Source organism: Aeromicrobium terrae (assembly GCF_008039565.1).
Lineage (GTDB): Bacteria > Actinomycetota > Actinomycetes > Propionibacteriales > Nocardioidaceae > Aeromicrobium > Aeromicrobium terrae.
This window is the reverse complement of the sequence record NZ_VDUX01000003.1, coordinates 361,983-382,858: the sequence shown is the minus strand read 5'-3', so window position 1 is coordinate 382,858 and position 20,876 is coordinate 361,983. Positions and strand designations below refer to the sequence as shown.

At 72.5% G+C, this 20,876-nt stretch carries 21 protein-coding genes; 12 read left to right on the top strand and 9 right to left on the bottom strand.

The genetic code is table 11. The annotated features are described in order from the left end of the window. The first annotated feature begins 5 nt into the window (after window positions 1-5). Window positions 6-758: an aminoglycoside phosphotransferase family protein gene (locus FHP06_RS08575; RefSeq protein WP_147685770.1), complete on the top strand. Its 753-nt coding sequence runs from the start codon at window positions 6-8 to the stop codon at window positions 756-758. On the opposite strand, the gene FHP06_RS08570 is transcribed toward FHP06_RS08575, so the two are convergent. Then, window positions 755-2,326, bottom strand: coding sequence for an ABC-F family ATP-binding cassette domain-containing protein (locus FHP06_RS08570; protein WP_147685768.1), 1,572 nt, complete (start codon window positions 2,324-2,326; stop codon window positions 755-757). The genes FHP06_RS08575 and FHP06_RS08570 overlap by 4 nt on opposite strands. 201 nt (window positions 2,327-2,527) lie before the next feature. Between FHP06_RS08570 and FHP06_RS08565 the strand changes: the two genes are divergently transcribed. Then, the gene (locus tag FHP06_RS08565; RefSeq protein WP_147685766.1) at window positions 2,528-2,788 is read left to right on the top strand and encodes a hypothetical protein; all 261 of its coding nucleotides are present in this window, start codon (window positions 2,528-2,530) and stop codon (window positions 2,786-2,788) included. 63 nt (window positions 2,789-2,851) lie between these two features. Here the strand turns inward: FHP06_RS08565 and FHP06_RS08560 are convergent, their stop codons facing one another. Continuing rightward, window positions 2,852-4,930, bottom strand: a complete 2,079-nt coding sequence (locus tag FHP06_RS08560) for a S9 family peptidase (RefSeq protein ID WP_147685763.1) — start codon at window positions 4,928-4,930, stop codon at window positions 2,852-2,854. Between the two features lie 45 nt (window positions 4,931-4,975). Between FHP06_RS08560 and mshB the strand changes: the two genes are divergently transcribed. The 4 genes from mshB to FHP06_RS08540 are packed head-to-tail and all read left to right on the top strand — an operon-like array spanning window position 4,976 to window position 8,784. Continuing rightward, a complete protein-coding gene (gene mshB / locus FHP06_RS08555; protein ID WP_147685762.1) occupies window positions 4,976-5,884 on the top strand; it encodes an N-acetyl-1-D-myo-inositol-2-amino-2-deoxy-alpha-D-glucopyranoside deacetylase in 909 nt (302 codons plus the stop codon). Window positions 5,885-5,894: 10 nt separating this feature from the next. After that, window positions 5,895-6,230 carry a hypothetical protein gene (locus FHP06_RS08550; protein WP_147685760.1) on the top strand — a complete coding sequence of 112 codons (336 nt, stop codon included), beginning with the start codon at window positions 5,895-5,897 and terminating at the stop codon, window positions 6,228-6,230. Beyond that, the gene (locus FHP06_RS08545; protein ID WP_147685758.1) at window positions 6,227-6,769 is read left to right on the top strand and encodes a flavin reductase family protein; all 543 of its coding nucleotides are present in this window, start codon (window positions 6,227-6,229) and stop codon (window positions 6,767-6,769) included. The genes FHP06_RS08550 and FHP06_RS08545 overlap by 4 nt, the downstream gene beginning before the upstream one ends. Further along, on the top strand, window positions 6,766-8,784 hold the full coding sequence (locus FHP06_RS08540) for a VanW family protein (protein ID WP_147685756.1): 2,019 nt from the start codon (window positions 6,766-6,768) through the stop codon (window positions 8,782-8,784). Before FHP06_RS08545 ends, FHP06_RS08540 begins: the two co-directional genes overlap by 4 nt. Here the strand turns inward: FHP06_RS08540 and FHP06_RS08535 are convergent. Both FHP06_RS08535 and FHP06_RS08530 read right to left on the bottom strand, forming a co-directional pair. Next, on the bottom strand, window positions 8,781-9,590 hold the full coding sequence (locus FHP06_RS08535) for a dioxygenase family protein (protein WP_147685754.1): 810 nt from the start codon (window positions 9,588-9,590) through the stop codon (window positions 8,781-8,783). The two genes, FHP06_RS08540 and FHP06_RS08535, sit on opposite strands and share 4 nt — an antisense overlap. Further along, window positions 9,587-10,558: a GNAT family N-acetyltransferase gene (locus FHP06_RS08530; RefSeq protein WP_147685752.1), complete on the bottom strand. Its 972-nt coding sequence runs from the start codon at window positions 10,556-10,558 to the stop codon at window positions 9,587-9,589. The genes FHP06_RS08535 and FHP06_RS08530 overlap by 4 nt, the downstream gene beginning before the upstream one ends. A 95-nt stretch (window positions 10,559-10,653) precedes the next feature. Here FHP06_RS08530 and fdxA point away from each other — a divergent pair, with 95 nt between their 5' ends. Beyond that, window positions 10,654-10,977 (top strand): ferredoxin, encoded by a 324-nt coding sequence (gene fdxA, locus FHP06_RS08525; RefSeq protein ID WP_147685750.1) that lies wholly within the window; start codon window positions 10,654-10,656, stop codon window positions 10,975-10,977. Continuing rightward, on the top strand, window positions 10,974-12,080 hold the full coding sequence (gene dapC, locus FHP06_RS08520) for a succinyldiaminopimelate transaminase (protein ID WP_147685748.1): 1,107 nt from the start codon (window positions 10,974-10,976) through the stop codon (window positions 12,078-12,080). Before fdxA ends, dapC begins: the two co-directional genes overlap by 4 nt. 108 nt (window positions 12,081-12,188) lie before the next feature. On the opposite strand, the gene FHP06_RS08515 is transcribed toward dapC, so the two are convergent. Then, window positions 12,189-13,526, bottom strand: a complete 1,338-nt coding sequence (locus FHP06_RS08515) for an ABC1 kinase family protein (protein WP_147685747.1) — start codon at window positions 13,524-13,526, stop codon at window positions 12,189-12,191. 119 nt (window positions 13,527-13,645) lie between these two features. Between FHP06_RS08515 and FHP06_RS08510 the strand changes: the two genes are divergently transcribed. Together FHP06_RS08510 and FHP06_RS08505 are read left to right on the top strand one after the other, a co-directional pair. Further along, window positions 13,646-13,930, top strand: a complete 285-nt coding sequence (locus FHP06_RS08510; RefSeq protein WP_147685745.1) for a DUF4242 domain-containing protein — start codon at window positions 13,646-13,648, stop codon at window positions 13,928-13,930. A 74-nt stretch (window positions 13,931-14,004) separates the two neighbouring features. Further along, window positions 14,005-16,581 carry a helix-turn-helix transcriptional regulator gene (locus tag FHP06_RS08505; RefSeq protein ID WP_147685743.1) on the top strand — a complete coding sequence of 859 codons (2,577 nt, stop codon included), beginning with the start codon at window positions 14,005-14,007 and terminating at the stop codon, window positions 16,579-16,581. Here the strand turns inward: FHP06_RS08505 and FHP06_RS08500 are convergent. Both FHP06_RS08500 and FHP06_RS16000 read right to left on the bottom strand, forming a co-directional pair. Further along, a complete protein-coding gene (locus FHP06_RS08500) occupies window positions 16,578-17,396 on the bottom strand; it encodes a TOMM precursor leader peptide-binding protein (RefSeq protein ID WP_147685741.1) in 819 nt (272 codons plus the stop codon). The two genes, FHP06_RS08505 and FHP06_RS08500, sit on opposite strands and share 4 nt — an antisense overlap. 63 nt (window positions 17,397-17,459) lie before the next feature. Continuing rightward, entirely contained in the window at window positions 17,460-17,618 is a 159-nt protein-coding gene (locus tag FHP06_RS16000) for a DUF5679 domain-containing protein (RefSeq protein ID WP_187271852.1), read from the bottom strand. Between the two features lie 385 nt (window positions 17,619-18,003). Here FHP06_RS16000 and FHP06_RS08495 point away from each other — a divergent pair, with 385 nt between their 5' ends. Continuing rightward, window positions 18,004-18,495, top strand: coding sequence for a M48 metallopeptidase family protein (locus FHP06_RS08495; RefSeq protein ID WP_147685739.1), 492 nt, complete (start codon window positions 18,004-18,006; stop codon window positions 18,493-18,495). Here the strand turns inward: FHP06_RS08495 and FHP06_RS08490 are convergent. Beyond that, a complete protein-coding gene (locus tag FHP06_RS08490; protein WP_147685737.1) occupies window positions 18,449-19,006 on the bottom strand; it encodes an NUDIX hydrolase in 558 nt (185 codons plus the stop codon). The genes FHP06_RS08495 and FHP06_RS08490 overlap by 47 nt on opposite strands. Next, complete coding sequence (locus FHP06_RS08485) at window positions 19,003-20,292, bottom strand: zinc-dependent metalloprotease (RefSeq protein WP_147685735.1); 1,290 nt, start codon at window positions 20,290-20,292, stop codon at window positions 19,003-19,005. The genes FHP06_RS08490 and FHP06_RS08485 overlap by 4 nt, the downstream gene beginning before the upstream one ends. A gap of 116 nt (window positions 20,293-20,408) precedes the next feature. Here FHP06_RS08485 and FHP06_RS08480 point away from each other — a divergent pair, with 116 nt between their 5' ends. After that, window positions 20,409-20,831: a molybdenum cofactor biosynthesis protein MoaE gene (locus tag FHP06_RS08480; RefSeq protein ID WP_147685733.1), complete on the top strand. Its 423-nt coding sequence runs from the start codon at window positions 20,409-20,411 to the stop codon at window positions 20,829-20,831. Window positions 20,832-20,876: the final 45 nt, after the last annotated feature.

Below are 20,876 nucleotides of genomic sequence, written 5' to 3'. Positions count from 1 at the left end.
GAAGGATGAGCACCGAGGAGCACCTGCCCGGCGCGGTCGGCGGGGTCACGCGCGTGGGCCGCACCGTGCGTCGCCCGACCGGCCCGTGGACCCCGGCCGTGCACGAGCTGCTCGGCCACCTGGCCGACGCGGGGCTCCGCGGCGTGCCCGAGGTGCACGGCGTCGAGGACGACCGCGAGGTGCTGTCCTACGTCGAGGGCCGCGGGGTGCCGGTGGACGACGAGGTGGTGCTCGAGTCCGTGCTCGTGGAGGCGGGGGAGTGGCTGCGCGAGCTGCACGACGTCGTCGAGACGTTCCGCCCGGACGGACCGCGGCAGTGGCGCGGCCACGACGAGCCGGTGGAGCTCGCCGACGACGAGATCGTCTGCCACCACGACCCCGGCGCCTACAACTGGATCATCCAGAGCGGCCACTTCGTCGCGATGATCGACTGGGACATGGCCGGGCCCGGCAAGCCGATCGACGACCTCGCCTTCATGGCGTGGACCGCGATCCCGCTCTACCGCGACATCGGCGCCGAGCAGACCGCGCACCGGCTCGACCTGCTCGCCGACGCCTACGGCGAGTGGGGTCCGCTGACCCTGCTCGACGCGGTCGAGCGCCGGATGGAGGCCGCCACCGACCGCATCGCCGCAGGTCAGGAGCGTGGCGACGTCGGCTTCCAGAATCTCGCCCGGGTCGGCGAGCCCCAGCGGACCCGGGACCGGCTGGCCGCCTTCCGGTCCCGGCGTCCTGACATCGAGGCCGCGTTGGGCTAGAGCTCGACGCGTCGATCCAGCTCGAGCTCGTCGAGGAACCGCTCGTCGTGGCTCACGACGACCAGGCAGCCCTCGAACGACGCGAGCGCCTCGACGAGGTGCCGTGTGCTGGCCAGGTCGAGGTTGTTCGTCGGCTCGTCGAGCAAGAGGAGCTGCGGCGCCGGCTCCGCCAGCAGGACGCACGCGAGCGTGGCGCGGACGCGCTCGCCGCCGGACAACGTCGACGCCTCCCGCTCCGCCGCGCGGCCGCGGAACAGCAGCCGGGCGAGCTGGTGACGGACGTGCTGCTGGTCGGCGTCCGGAGCGTGCCGACGGACGTTGTCGATGACGCTGAGGTCGTCGTCGAGCAGGTCCAGACGCTGCGGCACGTAGCGCGCCGGGACGCGCAGGTGCACCGAGCCGCCGGCGGGCGCGACGTCGCCGACGACGGTGCGGAGCAGCGTCGTCTTGCCCGTCCCGTTCGCCCCGATGAGCGCGACCCGCTCGGGACCGCGCAGGTCGAGGTCGACCGCCCGACCCGTGTGGGCGAGCCGGAGCTCCTCGGTCGTCAGCACCACGCGTGACGGCGGGACAGCCGTCGCCGGCAGCCGGAGGCGGATCTCCCGGTCGTCGCGGACCTCGAGCTCGGCGGCCTCGAGGCGTTCCTGGGCCGCGGCCACGTCCTCCTCGTGCTCACCGCGCAGCCGCCCGGCCGATACCTGAGCGGCTCGCTTCCGCGCGCCCATGATGATCTTCGGCTCGCGCTTCTGGTCGTTCATCTTCTGGCCGTACCGGGCCCGCCGCGCCAGCTTCACCTGGGTGTCGGCGAGCTCGCGACGCTGCTTGCGGACGTCGGCCTCGGCGTCGCGGACCGCCCGCCGGGCGGTCTCCTGCTCGGCGGCGACGATCTCCTCGTAGGCGTCGAACCCGCCGCCGAACCAGCGCAGCTCGCCGTTCCGCAGCTCGCCGATGTCGTCCACCGACGCCAGCAGCTCGCGGTCGTGCCCGGCGACGACAAGGGTGCCGCTCCAGCCGTCGACGACGTCGCGCAGCCGAGCGCGGGCGGACCGGTCCAGGTTGTTCGTCGGCTCGTCCAGCAGGAGGACTCCGGGACGTCGCAGCAGACGGGCGCCGAGGCTGAGCAGCACCAGCTCGCCGCCGGACAGGGTGCCGATCGGGCGGTCCAGGCTGAGCCGCGCGAGGCCGAGGCGCCCGAGCTCGGCGGTCGCCCGTTCCTCGACGTCCCAGTCGTCGCCGACCGCGTCGAACAGCGCCACGTCGGTCTCGCCGGCCTCGATGCGGCGCAGTGCCCGCAGCGTCGGGCCGATGCCGAGCACGTCGGCGACGTCGTTCTCGTCACCGCGCAACGGGTCCTGCGGCAGGTACGCGAGGGTGCCTTCGACGAGGACCGTCCCGCGGGCGGGCGGCAGCTCGCCGGCGAGCAGGCGCAGCAGCGTCGACTTGCCGCTGCCGTTGAGCCCGACGAGGCCGTGCCGGCCGGGTCCGAGGTCGAGGTCCAGGCCGTCGACGACCGGAGCGCCGTCCGGCCAGGTGAAGGTGAGGTCGTGGGCAGAAAGGTGTGATCGCATGGAGGCTCCAAGGGTCCGAAGGGTCGGGACGCGTGGAGACGCTGCGCAGTGCGGGACGTGACGAGGTCGACGAAGGCGCGCGAGGAATCGCGCAGGTCTCGGACCTCAGAGCTTCACGGTGATAGGCACCTCGTGATCGGGAACAGTGCTCGGCCAGGATAACCGATCTCGGGAGGGCGACCCACCGGCTAGATTCTGGCCATGGGTGAGATCTTCTTCGACTCCGAGGAGGACGCGGCCGAGCTCATCGGCGCGCTGCAGGCCGAGGGCTACACGACGTCGCTCCGGCAGGAGCCGTTCGCCGGCGAGGACGACGCGCAGGACCACGGCTGGGTGCTCGAGGTCGAGCCGTTCGACGACGGCGTTGTGGCCATGGTCGACGTCTACGGCGGCTGGATGCCCGGCGACCCGCACCTCTCCGTCGAGGACCCGCCCGACCTCCCCGACGAGCCCCGCCGCTGACGTCGTTTCGTCAGGCTCAACGACCGTGTCGCCCCTCGGTCCTTGAGCTTGTCGAAAGGACACCTAGCCCAGCGACTGCTTCAGGAAGTCGACCTGGAGCAGGGCGAGGTTCTCCGCGACGACCTCCTGCGACGTCATGTGGGTGACGCCGGACAGCGGGAGCACGGAGTGCGGCCGGCCCGCGGCGAGGAGGGCCGACGACAGCTGCAGGGTGTGGGCGGCGAACACGTTGTCGTCGGCCAGGCCGTGGATCAGCAGCAGCGGCCGCTTCAGCGACGCCGCTCGGCCGATCAAGGAGTTCCGGTCGTAGACGTCCGGCTGCGTGTTCGGGTCGCCGAGGTAGCGCTCGGTGTAGGTGGTGTCGTACAGCCGCCAGTCGGTGACCGGCGCGCCGGCGACGGCGGCATGGAACGCGTCGGGCCGGTCGAGCACGGCGAGGGCCGCGAGGTAGCCGCCGTACGACCACCCGGAGATCCCGACGCGTGACGGGTCGACGTCGTCCGGGTACTGCTCGGCGACCGCCTGCAGCGCGGCCACCTGGTCGTCGAGCGTGACGCCGGCGAAGTCGTCGCGGATCGCCCGCTCCCACGCGTGCCCACGGCCCGGGGTGCCGCGCCCGTCGGACACGACGACGCAGAAGCCCTGGTCAGCGAGCCACTGCGGCTCGAGGAACATCCGGGCGGACGCCAGCACCCGCTGGGCGTGCGGCCCGCCGTACGGGTGCATGAGCACCGGCAGGCGCTGGGAACCCGGCTGGTGGTCGCGCGGGAACAGCACGGCCGTGCGGAGTGCGTGCGGTCCGGCGTGCAGCAGCGTGACGACCGGCTCGAGCGGCGGCGGCTCGCTCGCCACCGTGATCTGCTGCGGCTCTCCGTCCTCCGGGTGCACGGTCACGGTCGTGGACGTGTGCTCCAGCGACGAGCGGACGACGACCGTCGTGGGCCCGCCCACCACCGCACCGTGCACCGCCGCGCCCGATGTGATCGGCTCCGCGGTGCCGTCCAGCCCGAACCGGACGACCTGAACCTCCACCGGCTCCTGCGACGCCGTGGCGACGACGCAGTCCGGATGCGTGCTGACGATGCTCCGGACCTGCCAGCTCGCGTCGCTGACCGGCGTCCCGTCGACGACGACGCGACGCATCCCGTCGACGTCCTCCAGCGTCACGAGCCGGCCGCCCTCGGCGAGCCGCGGCGGGCTGGAGAGCTCGACCCAGTCGTCGTCCGAGACGTCGCGCAGGATGCGGGTGGCGCCGGTGCTCACGTCGGCGGCGAGCACCTGGACGCGTCGCTGGTCGCGGCTCAGGACCTGCAGGACCGGGTCGCCGTGCTGGTTCCAGCTGACGCTCGCCAGGTACTCGAACGCGGCGCGGTCCCAGAGGACCTCGGTGCGGGAGCCGTCGAGGCCGACGTGCCACAGGGTCACGTCGGCGTTGGTGGTGCCGGCGGCCGGGTAGCGCTGCTCGGCCGGCTTCCGTTCGGGGTGCTCGGGGTCGGCGACGTGCCAGACCGGGACGTCGCGCTCGTCGTATCGCTCCACGAGCAGCGACTGGCCGTCCGGTGCCCACCAGAAGCCGCGGTGCCGGTCCATCTCCTCGGCGGCGGCGAACTCCGCCTGGCCCCACACCTCGGTGGGCGACTCGGGCTCGACGAGGGCGCGTTCGTCCTGGCCGGTGACTCCGACGACGCGCAGCGCACCGCCCGACGCGTAGGCGACGGTGCGCCCGGTGGGATCGACCCTCGGGTCGACGACCGAGCCGACGGAGGGGAGCGCGGTGACGGCGCGGCCGGCGAGGTGCACGGCCCACGCGCGGCCGGAGAGCGCGAACGACGCCCATCGGCCGGTGTCGTCGACGGCGAAGCCGACCAGTCCGGCGCCGGACTCGCGGGCCCGCTCGCGTCGCGAGCGCTCCTCGGCGGAGAGCTCCTCGCCGGAGTCCCCGAGCAGCGCGTCCGGGTCGACGACCAGGGACTCCGTGCCGGTGGCGACGTCGTGCTCCCACAGCTGGCCGGTGCGGGTCACCCCGTCCGGCGTCCGGATGAACCAGACCTTGCGCCCGTCGGGCGAGACCGAGAGGTTGCGCGGGATGCCGAGCGTGAAGCGGGCGGTGCGGGCGGCCAGCCGGGGATAGGAGTCCGTCATGGCTTCGATCCAACCACGGTGGCGGGCGTCGATACGCTGGAGACCATGACCCTGAGCGACCGGCGACTCCTGCTCGTCCACGCCCATCCCGACGACGAGACCATCATGTCCGGCGCGACGATGGCGAAGTACGTCGCCGAGGGCGCCCAGGTCACGCTGATCACCTGCACGCTCGGCGAGATGGGCGAGATCCTGGTGCCCGAGCTCGAGCACCTGGCCGCCGACCGTGACGACGCCCTCGGCGCCCACCGCAAGACCGAGCTCGACGCCGCGATGGCGCTCCTCGGCGTCACGGACCACCGCATCCTGGGCGGCGAGGGCCGCTACCGCGACTCGGGCATGAAGTGGGATGACGACGGCAATGCCACGGCGGCCGACGAGATCCACGAGAACGCCTTCTGGCACGCCGACCTCCTGGAGGCCGCCAACCACCTGGTGCCGATCATCCGCGAGGAGCGGCCGCAGGTGCTCGTCACCTACGACGAGTTCGGCAACTACGGCCACCCCGACCACATCCAGGCGCACCGCGTCGCGCACTACGCCGCCGACCTCGCCGCGGCGCCCTCGTACCGCCGCGACCTCGGCGAGGCCTGGGACGTCCCGAAGATCTACTGGACCGCGATGTCCAAGAGCGCGTTGCGCCAGGGCATCAAGGAGATCCGCGAGGCCGGCGACCTGCAGTTCATGGAGGGCATGGACCCCGACAACCTCCCACCGTTCGCGATCGACGACGACGACCTCGACGCGGCGGTCGACGGCTCGCCGTGGGTCGACGCCAAGATGGACGCCATGCGGGCGCACGCCACGCAGATCGCCGTCGACGGCCCGTTCTTCGCACTGTCCAACGACGTCGCGCAGCGCGCCTGGGGCACCGAGTTCTACCGCCTCGTCAAGGGCACGCCGGCACCGGCCGACGGCTCGGCGTTCGAGGACGACCTGTTCGCCGGTCTGTGAGCGGTCACCGGTGATCCGGGTCGGCATGCTCGTCGCCGGCGCCTACGTGGGGGTCCTGGGGTCGTTCGTGCACCGGCACGAGTGGCGCGCCGGGGGCGTCGCGTGGCCGTGGGGACTGGTGCTGTCCGTGGCCGTCACAGCATTGGTGGCCGTCGCCGCGGCCCGCCTGCACCGCGTCGGCGCCGCGTGGTTCGCGCTCGGCTGGGGACTCGTGCTGATGGTGCCGATGATGCTGTCCAACGGCAGCTACCTCGTGGCCGACGACTGGCTCGGCTGGACGTATTCCCTTGCGGGCACCGGGGCCATCGTGGGTGTGCTGTTCCTCCTCCCTAGGCTGTCCCGGTGAGCCAACCGGTCGACCAGCGGGCGTTCCGCGACGCCCTCGGCCGGTTCGCCAGCGGCGTCACCGTGGTGACCACGGTGTCCGACGGGGTCGACCACGCGATGACCGCGAGCGCGTTCACGTCCGTCTCGCTGGAGCCGCCGCTGGTGCTCGTCGTCTCCGACCGCACGGCGCGGTTCCACGACGCGGTCCTGCGGTCGGGTACCTGGGGCGTCTCGATCCTCGCCGAGGAGGGCCAGGCCGCGTCGGCGTGGTTCGCGCACCGCGGCCGGCCGCTCGACAGCCAGCTCGAGGACGTGCCGCACCACCGGGGGGAGCAGACCGGCGCGGCGCTGCTGGACGCGTCGCTGGCCTGGCTGGAGTGCCGCACCGTCTCCACGCATGACGGCGGCGACCACACGATCCTCGTCGGCGAGGTGATCGGGGCGGCCGTGCGCGAGGGCGCCGACGACCCGCTCTTGTACTACCGCTCCCACTACGGCACGATCGTGCGCTCACCGGAGAGCGAGAAGACCGTGTACGAGTCTGGGGGTGCGCCGTGAGCGACGACGAGCGCCCCGACGACCCCGAGGTCGAGCAGGGCCTGGTCGAGGAGAGCGACGAGCTCGACCTCGACGAGGACGCCGAGGAGCCACCGGCCAGCCCGGTCGCCGAGCCCGTCATCCGGCCGGAGCCGGCGGCGGAGCCCGAACCTGAGCCGGAGCCCGAGCCAGAGCCCGAACCGGTCGTCGAGCTGGTCGAGACGACGGAACCCGAGCCCGAACCCCAGGACGACGAGCCCACCGACGCACTGTGGGCGGCCTTCGGTGCCACCCCGCCGGAGGAGCCGCCGCCACCGCCGCCTGCCGAGGACACGAAGCATCGTCGCCGCTGGCGCTGGGCGCTGCTCGGCGTGGTCGGGGTGCTCGCGGTCCTGTACGCCGTCGGCTACGTGATGACCGGCCTGCGGATGCCGGCCAACGCCACGATCGGCGGCGTCGACGTGAGCGGCATGTCGCCGTCCGACGCGAAAGACACCGTCGACCGGGCGCTCACCCCGCACGTCGGCGACGACATCGTGCTCGAGCACGGTGGCAAGCAGTTCACGATCAAGCCCACTGACGCCGGTCTCACGTTCGACCTGGATCGCAGCATCGAGGAGGCGGGCGGTCAGCACAGCTTCGACCCGCGCGACATGGTCGGGCTGGTCTTCGGCGACCACGACACCGCGCCGGCGCTGGACGTCGAGGAGCAGAAGCTCGACAGCGTCGTCGCGAGCATCGGCGAGAGCGTCGACGTCGAGGTCGTCGAGCCGCTGATCACGTTCGTGAAGACCAAGCCCAAGGCGCGGCAGCCGAAGGCCGGCCTCGTCGCCCTGCGCTCCGACACGGCCGAGGCGATCAAGGCCGCGTACCTCGTGGAGTCCGATCCCGTCCCCGTGCCCACCGACGTGGCGGAGCCGTCCGTCGACGCCGACGGCCTGGCCGACGCGATGGAGACCATCGCCAAGCCCGCGGTCAGCGCGCCGGTGATCATCAAGGTCGGTGACAAGAAGGTCGAGCTGCCGGTCACCGCGTACGCGCCGGCGCTCACGATCGGCGTCGAGGGCAGCGACATGGTGCCGAAGATCGACCCGGAGAAGCTCGCGAAGCCGCTCACCGACCGCACCACCGGCATCGGCAAGAAGGCCGTCGACGCCACCGTGAAGATCAAGGGCGGCAAGGCGGTCGTCGTGCCCGGCAAGCCCGGCATCGGCCTGCAGCCGGAGGAGATGGCCCGCAAGCTCGTCCCCGTCCTCACCGAGACCGGAGACGCCCGCAGCGTCAGCATCACCGCCAAGGTCGTCGAGCCCGAGACCACCACCGAGGAGGTGAAGGCGCTCAAGATCCGCGAGCGGATCAGCTCCTTCAGCACGTACTTCCCCTACGCGGAGTACCGCAACATCAACCAGGGCCGGGCCGCCGAGCTCATCGACGGCACGATCCTCAAGCCCGGCGAGACGTTCAGCTTCAACAACACCGTCGGCGAACGCACCACGGCCAACGGGTTCGTCACCGGCACCGTGATCAACGGCGGGGTGTTCCGCGAGGAGCTCGGCGGCGGTGTCTCGCAGGTGGCCACCACCACGTACAACGCCGGGTTCTTCGGCGGCATGGACGACGTCGAGCACCACCCGCACGCCTTCTACATCGACCGCTACCCGGTCGGGCGTGAGGCCACGGTGTACTTCGGCAACCTCGACCTGCGCTTCCGCAACCCCACCAAGTACGGCGTGCTCATCCGCGCCTACGTCAACCGCAGCACGCCGTCGTCGCGCGGCGAGATGCACGTGGAGCTGTGGAGCACCAAGGTCTGGGACATCCAGGCCGGCCAGTCGAAGCGACGCAACGCCCGATCGCCCGGCACGCAGTACGACGACACCCCGCGCTGCGTGCCGCAGTCCCCGATCCCGGGCTTCGACATCGACATCTACCGCACGTTCCTGCGGGGCGGGAAGATCGTGAAGCGGGAGACCGACACCGCGGTCTACCAGGCCGCCGACCACGTCATCTGCGGCAAGAAGCCGAAGTCCGACTAGACGTCGAAGGTCAGGGCGATCCGCAGGCCGTCGTCGGCGTTGCCGGTGACCTTGGCGAGCTGGTGCTCGTGCCCGTCGGCGAAGACCGTGTCGGCGGTGATCTTCGACAGCGCCAGGTTGCGCAGGCTCTGCTGGTACGGGGTGCGGCGGTAGACGCTCTCGGAGACGTCGCCGGGCAGCGCGATCTGGGTGGTGCGCAGCGGGCGGCCGCCGGTCGTCGCCGCCTCGACGGACTCGAAGACCATCAGGTAGATGTGCGGCCACCGGCCGGCGCGGGCGGCCGGGTAGATCGTGCGGAACGACACGCGGCCCTTGGCGTCGACCTCCTGCACGCCGCGCAGGTAGTTCTGGTTGGAGATCACCGGGTCGTACAGCGAGAAACGGCCGTACGCGTCGCAGTGCCAGACGTAGACGGCGGCGCCCTCGTACGGGGTGCGCTTCGAGCCGCGTCGGTTCATGACGGTGAGCGCGAGGGTGGCGGGCACGCCGACGGCGACGTCGCTCGGGCCGGCGAAGCTTCGGGTGATGTCGCGACGGACGACGCCCTTGCGGTTGAGGACGTTCGGGCCGTTGCTGCCGTCAGCCGCGAACGGGCCGCGCGTCTCCTCGGGGATCTCGCCCGGACCGACCTTCACCGGCTGCTCCGGCACGTCCTGCTCGAGGTTGCCGACCGGCCCCGCGGGCGCAGCGTCCGTCGCCTCGTCGTCGGGGGACTCGATCGGCCGGCACGCCCCGAGTGCCGCGAGTCCGAGACCCCCGAGCAACCCGAGCGCCCGACGCCGATCGATCGGCGGGACGTCGCTCATGGCGTGAGCGTATTCGCCTCCGGCGGAGTCAGGTAGCGATACTCGTGATGATCGACGAAGCCGAACGGCGCGTAGAGGGCGAGCGCGGCGTCGTTGTCGCGCATCGTCTGCAGGTACGCCTTGTCGGCGCCGTGCTCGACCGCCCAGGCGAGCATCGACGTCACGATCCGCCGGGCGAGGCCCTCGCGGCGGCGCTCCGGGGCCACCTCGACCGCGGCCACGCCGGCCCACTCTCCGGTGACGACGACCCGGCCGATCGCGACGGTGGGGTGGCCGAGCGAGGCGAAGCCCACGGCGCTCGGACCTTCGAGCACTCGTCGCGCTGCGTCCTCGAGTCCCTCGACGCGTCCGTACATCGCCAGCCAGGGGTCGTCGAGGTGCGGCTCGATGCGCACGGCCGGGTCGGCGACGTGGGAGCCGTCGAGGTCCGACACCTGCACGATCGCGCCCGGTCTCGTGCCGTTCGAGATGGTCCAGCCGGCCCCGGTGAAGGCGCGGTCCTCCTGCGACCCGATGACGACCTGAGCCATCGACGGGAGCCCGTGCCGGGCGTAGAACGCGTCGACGGCGGCCAGCGCCTCGTCGAACGGCAGGCCCGGGTCGCCGACCGCCGCGACCGAGCACGCACGGCCGGTGAACCCCTCGGAGGCGCGCAGATCCCACTCGCCGAGCGGCTCGCTGACGATCGCGGGCCAGCCGCGCGACGTGATCCGGGCGAGCTCGTCGGGCGAGAAGGACGCGGCGGGGCGCCGCCGCACCGGTCGCTCCGGGACCTGCTTCCAGGTGACGACGTCGGCGAGCGGCACCCGGGCCGTCGAGCCGTCGCGACGCTCGACGACCGCTTCGTCGGTGGTCAGCTCGACCAGGCGGCCGACGACGTCGTTCAGCGCCGGCCCCCCGCTCGGGCCCCGTCCTGGCAGCCGATGACGCACCACGATCCGCCGGCCGCGGGCGTCGTCCATCGTCATGGCGAGAGCCTGTCATGTCCGCGTGTCGGACCTGCCTCACGGTCGGCTGGGGTCGGCCGGGATACTGGTGGTAGCCCGATGGAGAAGGAGTTGCCGTGACGTACGTGATCGCCCAGCCCTGTGTGGACCTCAAGGACCGCGCCTGTGTGGACGAGTGCCCCGTCGACTGCATCTACGAGGGCAACCGGATGCTCTACATCCACCCCGACGAGTGTGTCGACTGCGGCGCCTGCGAGCCGGTGTGCCCGGTCGAGGCGATCTTCTACGAGGACGACACCCCGGGGGAGTGGAAGGAGTACTACGACGCGAACGTGCACTTCTTCGACGAGATCGGTTCTCCCGGCGGCGCCGCCAAGATGGGCGTCATCGACAAGGACCATCCGATCATCGCCGCGCTCCCGCCCCAGAACCAGGAATGAGCACCCAGGGGAAGCCGGTCTCGGGCCGTTTCCCCGAGTTCCCGTGGGACACGCTGGCCGCCGCCAAGCAACGCGCCGCTGAGCACCCCGACGGGCTCGTCGACCTCTCCATCGGCACGCCGGTCGACCCGACGCCCCAGGTCGTGCAGCAGGCGCTGATCGCCGCCGCCGACGCGCCCGGCTACCCGACCGTCCTCGGTCCGGAGGCGATGCGGCAGGCCGTCGTCGACTGGCTGGAGCGTCGCTTCGGCATCACCGGACTCACCGCCGACCACGTGCTCGCCACCATCGGCTCCAAGGAGCTGATCGCCAACCTGCCGGTCCAGCTCGGCCTCGGCGCCGGCGACGTGGTCGTCGTGCCGGAGCTCGCCTACCCCACGTACGAGGTCGGCGCGCGGTACGCCGGCTGCGAGGTCGTCGCCGCCGACTCCACCGTCGCGCTCGGCCCGGCCCGGCCGGCGCTGGTCTATGTGAACTCGCCGGCCAACCCGCACGGCCGCATCCTCGGCGCCGACCACCTGCGCAAGGTGCTCGAGTGGACACGCCAGCGCGGCGCCCTGCTCGTCTCCGACGAGTGCTACCTGGAGTTCGCCTGGGAGGGCGAGCCGGTGTCGGTGCTGCACCCCGATGTCAACGGCGGCTCGCTGGAGGGCCTGCTGGCGGTGCACTCGCTCTCCAAGCGCTCCAACCTCGCCGGGTACCGCGACGCGTTCGTCGTCGGCGACCCGGCCGTGGTCGTTGAGCTGCTCGCCGTCCGCAAGCACCTCGGCTTCATGGTGCCCACGCCCGTGCAGGCCGCCATGGTGGCCGCCCTCGCCGACGACGCGCACGTCGACGAGCAGCAGCGTCGCTACCTGGCCCGGCGCGCACAGCTCCGCGGCGCCCTGGAGTCGGCCGGCTTCACCGTCGACCACTCCGAGGGCGCGCTCTACCTCTGGGCCACCCGCGGCGAGCCCTGCCGCGACACGATCGACTGGCTGTCCGAGCGCGGCATCCTCGCCGCTCCTGGCGACTTCTACGGCGCCGCCGGCGCCCAGCACGTCCGGATCGCCCTCACCGCCACTGACGAGCGGATCGCCGCCGCGGCCTCCCGCCTCCGCTGACGAGAGACTGCCGGCCCGCTGACGAGAGACTTCCGGCCCGCTGACGAGAGATTTACGGCGCTGCGAGGAGAGCCGGAATCCGCTCGTCGAGGGGCCGGAAGTCTCTCGTCAGCGTGAGAAACCCGGGAGGTTCTCCTCGAGGATCGCCCGGAAGTGGGCGGTGGCGCCGAGCTGGCTCAGCACGCCGATGCCGCCGGCCCAGGTGCGGTGCATCAGGACGAACTGCCGCGGGATGTTGATCTTCAGCGCCGTGCCCATGCCCTCCGCGTTCGGGGCGCTGATGCGGACCATCTGACGACGCATCCAGTCGCGGCTGAACGTGAACGTCTCGGCGCTCGCCGGCTCGACGAACGGGCCGATGTACCGCTCGATCTCCTCCGCCGTCAGGTCGACGCCGCCGCGCAGGAAGCCGAGCTCGCGGAGCTGGTCGCGCACGGCGTCGTAGTCGCCGTCGACGGCGTCGCGCAGCACCGACCCGACCTCGACCGGCAGACCGCCGGGCAGGCGGGCGACGGCGCCGTAGTCGACGACGCCGAGGCGGCCGTCGGGCATGATCCGGAAGTTGCCGGGGTGCGGGTCGGCGTGCAGCATCCCCGTGCGGGCCGGCCCGGCGAACAGGAACTTCACGTACGCCTCGCCGTAGCGGTCGCGCTCCTCCGGTGTGCCGTTGGTGATGATCTCGGCGAGCGAGTGCTTGCTCTCCAGCCACGTGCTGACCAGCACCTGGCCGGTGTTGTGCACGACCTCCGGCACGACGATCTCGGGGTCGTCGGCGAACTCCAGGGCGAACAGCGACTGGGCGCCCGCCTCGAGCTCGTAGTCGAGCTCCTCGACGACGCGCTCCTGCATCTCCTCGACGATGCCCTTCACGTCGACCGCCGGCATGATCACGCCGATCATCCGGGCGAGCCGGGCCACCTGGCGCAGGTCCGAACGCAGGGCCTTGGCCGCACCGGGGTACTGGATCTTGACGGCGACCTCGCGGCCGTCGTGCCAGGTGCCGCGGTGGACCTGGCCGATGGACGCCGCGGCGGCCGGCTCGTCGTCGATGGTCAGGAGGTCCTGCCAGTCGTCGCCCAGCTCGGTGGCGAGGACGCGGTGCACGGTGCCGGGCGGCATCGGCGGAGCGGCGTCCTGCAGCTTGGTGAGCGTGTCGCGGTAGGGGCCGGCGATCTCGTCGGGGAGCGCGGCCTCGAAGATGCTCATCGCCTGGCCGAACTTCATCGCGCCGCCCTTGAGCTGGCCGAGCACGGTGAACACCTGGTCGGCCGTGCGGCGCTGGACCTCCAGCAGGACGGCCTCCGCGGGGGCGCCGCCGAGGCGCTTGCCGACGCCGATCGTGGTGCGTCCGGCGAACCCGACGGGCAGCGACGCCAGGCGCACGCCACGCGCGAATGCGCTGCTCGGCAGCGACTTCGGCGTCGATCGGCGGTCGTCGTCTGGCACCTGCTCAGGATAGTGGCGCGACAAACATGGGGTGGTTCTCCCGATGAAGTGACCTTGCCCACGGACGAGCCTGGACGGGACGGCGGCACCCGTCGCCACACCACCGAAGGAGAAACGCCATGACCCGCTTCATCATCGAGCGCGAGATCGAGGGCGCCAGCAGCCTCACCCCCGAGCAGCTGGCCGACATCGCCCGCACGTCCAACCAGGCCGTCGACTCGCTCGGAGTCCCGTACACCTGGGTGAACAGCTACGTGGCCGGTGACAAGATCTACTGCGTCCACGAGACCGACGACGCCGAGACCATCCGCGAGCACGCCCGCCGCGGCGGCTTCCCGGCCAACGTCGTGTCCGAGGTCGCCAACGAGTTCGGGCCGCACACCGCCGAGCTGAAGTCGGCGTGACCGTCCTGACCCGTGGCGGGGAGACTGGGCGAAAACGGCCCAGTCGACCCGCCGCGCGGTCCTATCCTGAGCGCGTGGAGCTCCTCGAGCGCGGACGCGAGCTGGGGGCGCTGCAGGCCGCCGTCGTGGCGGCCGCGTCTGGCACGGGATCCGTCGTGGCGGTCACCGGCGACGCCGGGGTCGGCAAGTCGGTCCTCACCGCGGCGGCTGTCGCCGACGCTGCCGTGCGCGTCCTCTGGTCGGGCTGCGACCCGCTCTCGACGCCCCGCCCACTCGGCCCGTTCCGCGACGTCGCCGCCGACCTGGGCCTGGGCGACCTGACGCAGGACGTCGGCCAGCTCGCGGAGGTCTGCGAGCAGATCTACGCGGCGCTCCGCGACACGCCGACCGTCCTCGTCGTCGAGGACCTGCACTGGGCCGACGCCGCGTCCGTCGAGGTGCTGCGCTTCCTCGCCCGGCGCGTCGAGACCATCCCGCTGGCCCTCCTGGTCACCACGCGCGACCACGAGGTCGGCGCCGCCCATCCCGCCCGCGGCTTCCTCGGCGACGTCGCGCGCCTCGAGTCGTGCGAACGCCTGCCGCTACCGACGCTGTCACGCGAGGCCGTCACCACCCTGGTCGGCGAGACCTCGCTCGACCCCGGACGCGTCCACGTGCTCACCGGCGGCAACCCGTTCTTCGTCACCGAGATCGCCAAGCAGCCGGACCGGCCGCTGCCCGTCTCGGTCCGCGACGCCGTCCTCGCCCGGATCGCCGACATCTCCGCCGCCGACGTCGAGACGTTGCACCTCGTCGCCGCTGCGCCGGAGCGCATCGACGACCGTCTGCTCCCGGCCCTTGGCGTCGACCTGCCCACGCTGCAGCGCTTGGACGCGACCGGCCTCCTCGCCCCGGCGGGCGGCGGGGTGGGCTTCCGGCACGAGCTGGCCCGCCTCGCGGTGGAGAGCACGATCCCGCCCGGCGGCGCGGCGCCGCTGCACCGGCGGCTGCTCGACGCCCACGAGGAGGTGGGGATCCGTGACCCCGCCGTCCTCACCCACCACGCCGTCGGCGCCGGCGACGCGGGCCGCGCCGTCACGTACGCGACCGCCGCCGGCGAGCAGGCGATGAAGGCCGGCTCGCACACCGACGCGGCGGCGTTCTTCGAGACTGCGCTCCACCACCTCGACGGCTCCGAGGACGACCTGGTCCGGGCGGAGCTGCAGCAGAAGCTGGGCTTCGAGCAGTACCTGTCCAGCCGGCTGCCGGAGGCGATCGGCAACATCGAGGCGACGTTCCCGCTGTGGAGCGCCGCCGGGGACTTCACCGGCCTCGCGTCCGCGCACGACTCCGTTGCCGTCCTGGAGTACTACAACGGCCGCCGCCAGGAGGCCGAGTCGCACGCCGACCGGGCGGCCGACGTCGCCACCGAGGCCGGCGCCCGCCGGATCTACGCCGGATCGCGCGTCACCCGCGCCTACCTCGCGGCCCAGCGCAACGAGTTCGACGTCGCCCTGGCCGCCTGCGCCGATGCCGCCGAGGTGGCCGAGGCGACCGGGGACGCCGCTCTAGCGGTCCGGGCCGGGATGTTCGACGCCATCGTGAAGCTCGCCCAGGGCGACGTGGAGCAGCGGACGGCGGTGTCGAAGGCGATCGCCACCGCCCGCGAGCGCGGCCTCGACGAGCTCGCGTCGACCGGCTTCTCCAACCTCGTGTACCACGACGTCGAGCACCGACGACTCCGCGACGCGAGCCAGGTGCTCGAGCTCGCGCTGCCGTTCGCGGCCGAGCGGGACATCCCGATCTGCTCGCACTGGCAGACCGGCGTGCGCTCGCGTCTGCACCTCCTGCGCGGTCGCTGGGACGCCGCCCTCGAGGACGCCGAAGTGGTGCTGAACCAGCGCGGCATGCCGCTCGGCACGATGTGGCCGTTCCTGGTCTCGAGCCTGGTCCCGCTGCGTCGCGGCGTCGAGCCGACGGTCGACGAGCCGCTCGAAGCGGCCTGGCGACTCGCGGAGAGCCTGGACGAGCCGGTGCGCCGCCTGCCCCTGCTCGCGGCGCTCGCCGAGCACGGCTGGATGACCGGGGAGGTCGACGAGCGGGTCTCCGGACTGGCCGTCGACGAGCTGACGCGCCTCGGCGACACCGCAGGCGCCGGCTGGGCCCTCGGCGACCTCGCCGCGTGGGTGCAGCGGCTCGGGCTCGCCTTCCAGCGTCCGTCCGAGCTGGCCGAGCCGTACCGGCTGTCACTCGACGGGAAGCACGCCGAGGCGGCGCAGTGGTGGCACGACGCCGGTGACCCGTTCGCCGAGGCGTTGGCGCTCGGCGACGCGACCGATCCCGAGCTCCGGATCCGCGGCGTCGAGCTGCTCGACGGCCTGGGCGCCACCGCGACGGCGGACCGCCGCCGCGTCGACATGCGGGCCGACGGCATCGACGGCGTGCCCGCCCGGCCGCGCGAGAGCACGCGGGCGAACCCCGGCGGGCTCACCAACCGCCAGCTCGAGGTGGCCCGTCTGATGGCTCGCGGCCTCACCAACGCGGAGATCTCCGCCCAGCTCTTCATCTCGCCGAAGACCACGGACCACCACGTGTCGGCCGTGCTCACCAAGCTCGGGGTGTCCAGCCGGCGCGACGTGATGCTGCAGAGCGAGGAGCTGGCCCTCACCTAGGCCGCGGGCAGGAGGGCGCACCCGCAGGCGTGGTGGAACGCCACCGGCCAGGAGTCGCGAGCGTCGTGCGCGGGGCCGAGAGCCAGGACGGCTCCGGACGTGGGCAGCGACCGTCCGGTGGCCAGCGCCCGGACCTCCGACGCGACCTCGGCCGCCGCGACGTGCAGCAGCACCGGGTCGACGACTGGGGGTGCGGCCAGATGGCCGGGGCGGCCGAGCTGGTGCAGGAGCACCGGCCAGGCGGGGTCCCAGTCGGCGCGGGTCAGGTCGAGGCAGCCGAGGCACGGCGTCAGACCGGGGCGGACGAGCGGGCCGAGACGTACGCGGTCGTCGTCGAGCACCACGGGCAGGTGGCAGACGGACTGGCGGGCGGCCGCGGAGAACACCGCGCGCCCGGGCTCGCCGCAGCTGACCACGACGAGGAGGTCCGGGTCGGGGGCGTCGAGGTCGCGCACGCCGACGTCGGTGAGCGCGCCGCGCACGAGGCTCCCGAACCGGTGGGCGGCGGGATCGACGTGCACCGACACCGCGAGCCGCACCGGCTGCGGACGGAGCCGGGAGGCGTCGACGACGGCGCCGGCGGCGATCAACGGCCGCAGGACCTCGGTGGGGTCGACGTCCAGCTCGGGGACCTCGGAACGGGCCAGGCTGCGCAGCCGGTCGAGGTCGCGGACGCCGTCGAGCAGGCGCAGGAACGCGAGCAGACCGGGCCGGTCGGGCACGACCACACCAGGAGTGGTGCCGATCTGCAGGTGCGCGGCGTCACGCCGCAGCAGCGGGGAGCCTGGCCGGACGACGGGCCGCAGGTGCGTCATGCCGCCAGGCTGACGTGTGGACGGCCGACTGACGAGCCGGCCGTCCACACGTGACGTCCAGGGTCAGGCCTTGCCGAGGATCCGGTTCAGCTTGGTGCCGCAGACAGGGCAGATGCCCTTGGCCATGCGCGTGCCCTTGTCGCTCACCTGCACCTCGCCGGTGGCCTCGCGCTTGTCCTTGCACTTGACGCAGTAGAACTCGCCGCTCCACGTTTCCGACATCATGGCCTCCTCGCCGATGTGGTTCTGCTCACACGCTAGAGGAGAAAGGCCGGAATTCCGGGCAGGCGGGGCCGTGCGACGCGGGGCTGTTTCGGGGCCCCTTTCCGGGCGCGGCGGGGCAGACTAGAGGCGTCGCGGCGAGCCCGTCAACGGTTTTCCGAAATCGTTGTCCACCCTTGTGGATAACTGTGGGGACAACGTGTGTGCATCGCCGAGAACGGGTGTGGACGAGCCGTGGACAGAGCGTGGACAGGACGTGGACGACGACCGGCTCAGCGGCAGGTGGCTCTCCGTGACCAGCCCGATCGCCGACCGTCGGTGTGGACGGTGGAAAAGGTCTCGTGGCGTCAGGGGACCGGTGGTGCCGCCGATTAGATTGAGACGCATGGGCGAGGTGGAGATCCGGCGCAGCAGCCGGCGCAAGCGCACGGTCCGCGCGTACCGTGAGGGCGACAAGACGATCGTGCTCGTGCCGGCGCACCTGAGCGTCGAGGAGGAGCAGCGGCACGTCCGCAGCCTCGTCGAGCGGCTCGACCGCCGCGAGAAGGCCACCCGGCCCAGCGACACCGAGCTGCTCGAGCGCGCCACCGAGCTGTCGGAGCGCTGGCTCGACGGCCGCGCGGTGCCGGCGAGCGTGCGGTGGGTCTCCAACCAGAAAACCCGGTGGGGCTCCTGCACCTCGGGCGATCGCACCATCCGGCTGTCCGACCGGCTCAAGGGCATGCCGGAGTGGGTCATCGACTACGTGCTCCTGCACGAGCTGGCGCACCTGATCGAGCCCAACCACAGCGCCCGGTTCTGGGCGCTGGTCGAGGCCTATCCGCACACGGTCAGGGCGAAGGGGTTCCTCGAAGGCGTGAGCTGGCAGCAGCGATGAGGTCGCGCACGCTCTGATCCGTCGGCTCCGGCGGGTCGTCCAGCGGGAACCACGCGAGGTCGAGCGACTCGGTGCTGCGCACCGGCTCGGCTCCCTCGGGGGCCACGGCGACGAACTGGACGTCGAGGTGGTGGGACGGACGGACCGGTCCGCACGGCACCTCGTGCCGCGACAGCAGCACGGGCACCGGGTCGAGGACCAGGTCGTCGATGCCGGTCTCCTCCCGGGCCTCACGCAGCGCGGCGTCGGCGAGCGTGAGGTCGTCGGCCTCGCAGTGACCGCCGGTCTGCAGCCACAGCCGCACGATGTCGTGCAGGGTCAGCACCGCCCGGGTGTGGTCGTGCGAGATGACCAAGGTGCTCGCCGTGACGTGGTCCGGGTGGCAGGTGCGCAGGAGCCCGTCGGGCTGGGCGTCGAGATGCTGGAGGTAGAGCGCACGCAGGCGCGACTGCTCGTCGTCCGGCGCTTCCCACGCCTCGAGGACGGCGCGGGCGTCGGCGTGGAGGCTCACTCCTCGGGGGCGTCGCCGTCGCTGTCGAGCAGCTCGCCGAGGGCGGCGTCGAAGTCGGCGTCGGACGTGGGCTCGGCCTGCGCGAACCCGAGCGGGTCGTCGAGGTCGGCGGTCGTGGGCATGAGGTCCGGGTGCTTCCACACCGCGTCGCGGGCCTCCGGGCCCTGGCGGTCGCGCAGGGCGGCCCACAGCGTGGCGGCCTCGCGCAGCCGACGCGGCCGCAGCTCCAGCCCGACGAGCTGGGCGAACGTCTGCTCCGCCGGTCCACCGGTGGCTCGGCGGCGGCGCATCGCCTCGGACAGCGAGGCCGCGGCGGGCATGGTCTCGGCGGTGGCTTGCTGGACGACCTCGTCGACCCAGCCCTCCACCAGCGCGAGCAGCGTCTCGAGCCGCTCGATCGCGCGCTGCTGCTCCGGCGTCTGCTCCGGCTCGAACAGCCCGCCCTGGAGCGCCTGGGCGATCTCGTCGGGCTGGGAGAGGTCGAGCTCGGTCATCTTCGCCTCGATGGCGGACATGTCGATGCGGGTGCCGCGGCCGTACTCCTCGATGGCGCCGACGAGCGCCGGGCGCAGCCACGCGGCGTGCTGGAACAGCCGGTGGTGGGCGCACTCGCGCAGCACCACGTAGAGGAGGATGTCGGCGGCGGAGTGCTCCAGGCCCTCGCCGAACGCCGCGACGTTGTGCGGCAGCACGGCAGCGGTGCGCTCGGGGCCGAGGGGCAGGCCGATGTCCGTGGAGGAGACGACCTCGCCGGCGAGACCGGCCAGCGCGCGGCCGATCTCCTGGCCGAACATCGCGCCACCGGCCTGGTTGAGGATGCCGATCAGCGGCCCGGCCATCGCGCGCGCCTCCTCGGGCAGCGCGGTGCCCATGGCGTCGACCACGTGCTGGGCGATGGGCTCGACCAGGGTCTTCCAGGTCGGGGCGGTGGCCTCGACCCACTCGGCGCGGCTCCAGGCGACGGACCGGTCGGCGCCGGCGGGCATCTCGGTGACCCGGTCGAGCCAGGTCTCCGCGAGGCGCACGGCATCGTCGACGGCGTTGGCCTGGTTGGACGGCACCGACGGGTCGGGCCCTGCCGCCGCGACCGTGTGACGGGCGACGTCCTTGGCCATCTCGAAGTCGATGGGGCCGTCGTGCGGGCGGAACATCCGCTGCAGCTGGCCGAAGATGGCGCTCAGGTCGGGCGCCTGCCCGCCACCGGCACCGCCGAGCGCGGCGAACAACCCCTCCATGGGCGTGCCCTTGTAGGGGTTGTCGGGGTCCTGAGGCTCCTCGTCGGCCATGTCGCCAGCGTACCCAGGGAGTGCACACCACCTTCTAGCGCGCACACGGACGTTGAGCTTGTCGAAGCGTCGTTTCGACAAGCTCAACGACCGTGGTCTCCCCATACGATGGCCAGGTGGCCGACATCCGCCTGCTCGACGTCCGGGACGCCCCGCTGAGCCTCGACGAGGTCTTCGAGGCTGTGCGTGACCCTTCGGCCGGCGGCATCGCCCTGTTCGTAGGCACGGTCCGGACGGTCGACGAGGACCGCGAGGTGCAGCAGCTGAGCTACAGCGCGCATCCGTCGGTGCTCGACCGGCTGCGCGACGTCGCCGAGCGGATCGCGGCGGAGATCAACGTGGTCGCGCTGGCGGCCGTGCATCGCGTGGGCGACCTCGCGATCGGCGACCTCGCCGTCGTCGTCGCGATCTCGGCGCAGCACCGGCAGGAGGCGTTCGAGGCCGGGCGTCGGCTCATCGACGACCTGAAGTCCGAGGTGCCGATCTGGAAGCACCAGACGTACACCAGCGGCGACGCCACCTGGGTGCACGCCGACTAGTAACCACTCGGTGGTCGAGTGCGCCCGCGAGCGCCAGCGAGCTGG

Bases quoted from the DNA above. Each gene is read 5' to 3' on its own strand.
- FHP06_RS08485 (WP_147685735.1), bottom strand. From the start codon at position 20,292: ATGGCCGACGAGGAGCCTCAGGACCCCGACAACCCCTACAAGGGCACG.
- FHP06_RS08565 (WP_147685766.1), top strand. From the start codon at position 2,528: ATGGGTGAGATCTTCTTCGACTCCGAGGAGGACGCGGCCGAGCTCATC.
- mshB (WP_147685762.1), top strand. From the start codon at position 4,976: ATGACCCTGAGCGACCGGCGACTCCTGCTCGTCCACGCCCATCCCGAC.
- FHP06_RS08530 (WP_147685752.1), bottom strand. From the start codon at position 10,558: ATGACGATGGACGACGCCCGCGGCCGGCGGATCGTGGTGCGTCATCGG.
- FHP06_RS08500 (WP_147685741.1), bottom strand. From the start codon at position 17,396: ATGACGCACCTGCGGCCCGTCGTCCGGCCAGGCTCCCCGCTGCTGCGG.
- FHP06_RS08575 (WP_147685770.1), top strand. From the start codon at position 6: ATGAGCACCGAGGAGCACCTGCCCGGCGCGGTCGGCGGGGTCACGCGC.
- FHP06_RS08560 (WP_147685763.1), bottom strand. From the start codon at position 4,930: ATGACGGACTCCTATCCCCGGCTGGCCGCCCGCACCGCCCGCTTCACG.
- FHP06_RS08570 (WP_147685768.1), bottom strand. From the start codon at position 2,326: ATGCGATCACACCTTTCTGCCCACGACCTCACCTTCACCTGGCCGGAC.
- FHP06_RS08495 (WP_147685739.1), top strand. From the start codon at position 18,004: ATGGGCGAGGTGGAGATCCGGCGCAGCAGCCGGCGCAAGCGCACGGTC.
- dapC (WP_147685748.1), top strand. From the start codon at position 10,974: ATGAGCACCCAGGGGAAGCCGGTCTCGGGCCGTTTCCCCGAGTTCCCG.
- FHP06_RS08535 (WP_147685754.1), bottom strand. From the start codon at position 9,590: ATGAGCGACGTCCCGCCGATCGATCGGCGTCGGGCGCTCGGGTTGCTC.
- FHP06_RS16000 (WP_187271852.1), bottom strand. From the start codon at position 17,618: ATGTCGGAAACGTGGAGCGGCGAGTTCTACTGCGTCAAGTGCAAGGAC.
- FHP06_RS08510 (WP_147685745.1), top strand. From the start codon at position 13,646: ATGACCCGCTTCATCATCGAGCGCGAGATCGAGGGCGCCAGCAGCCTC.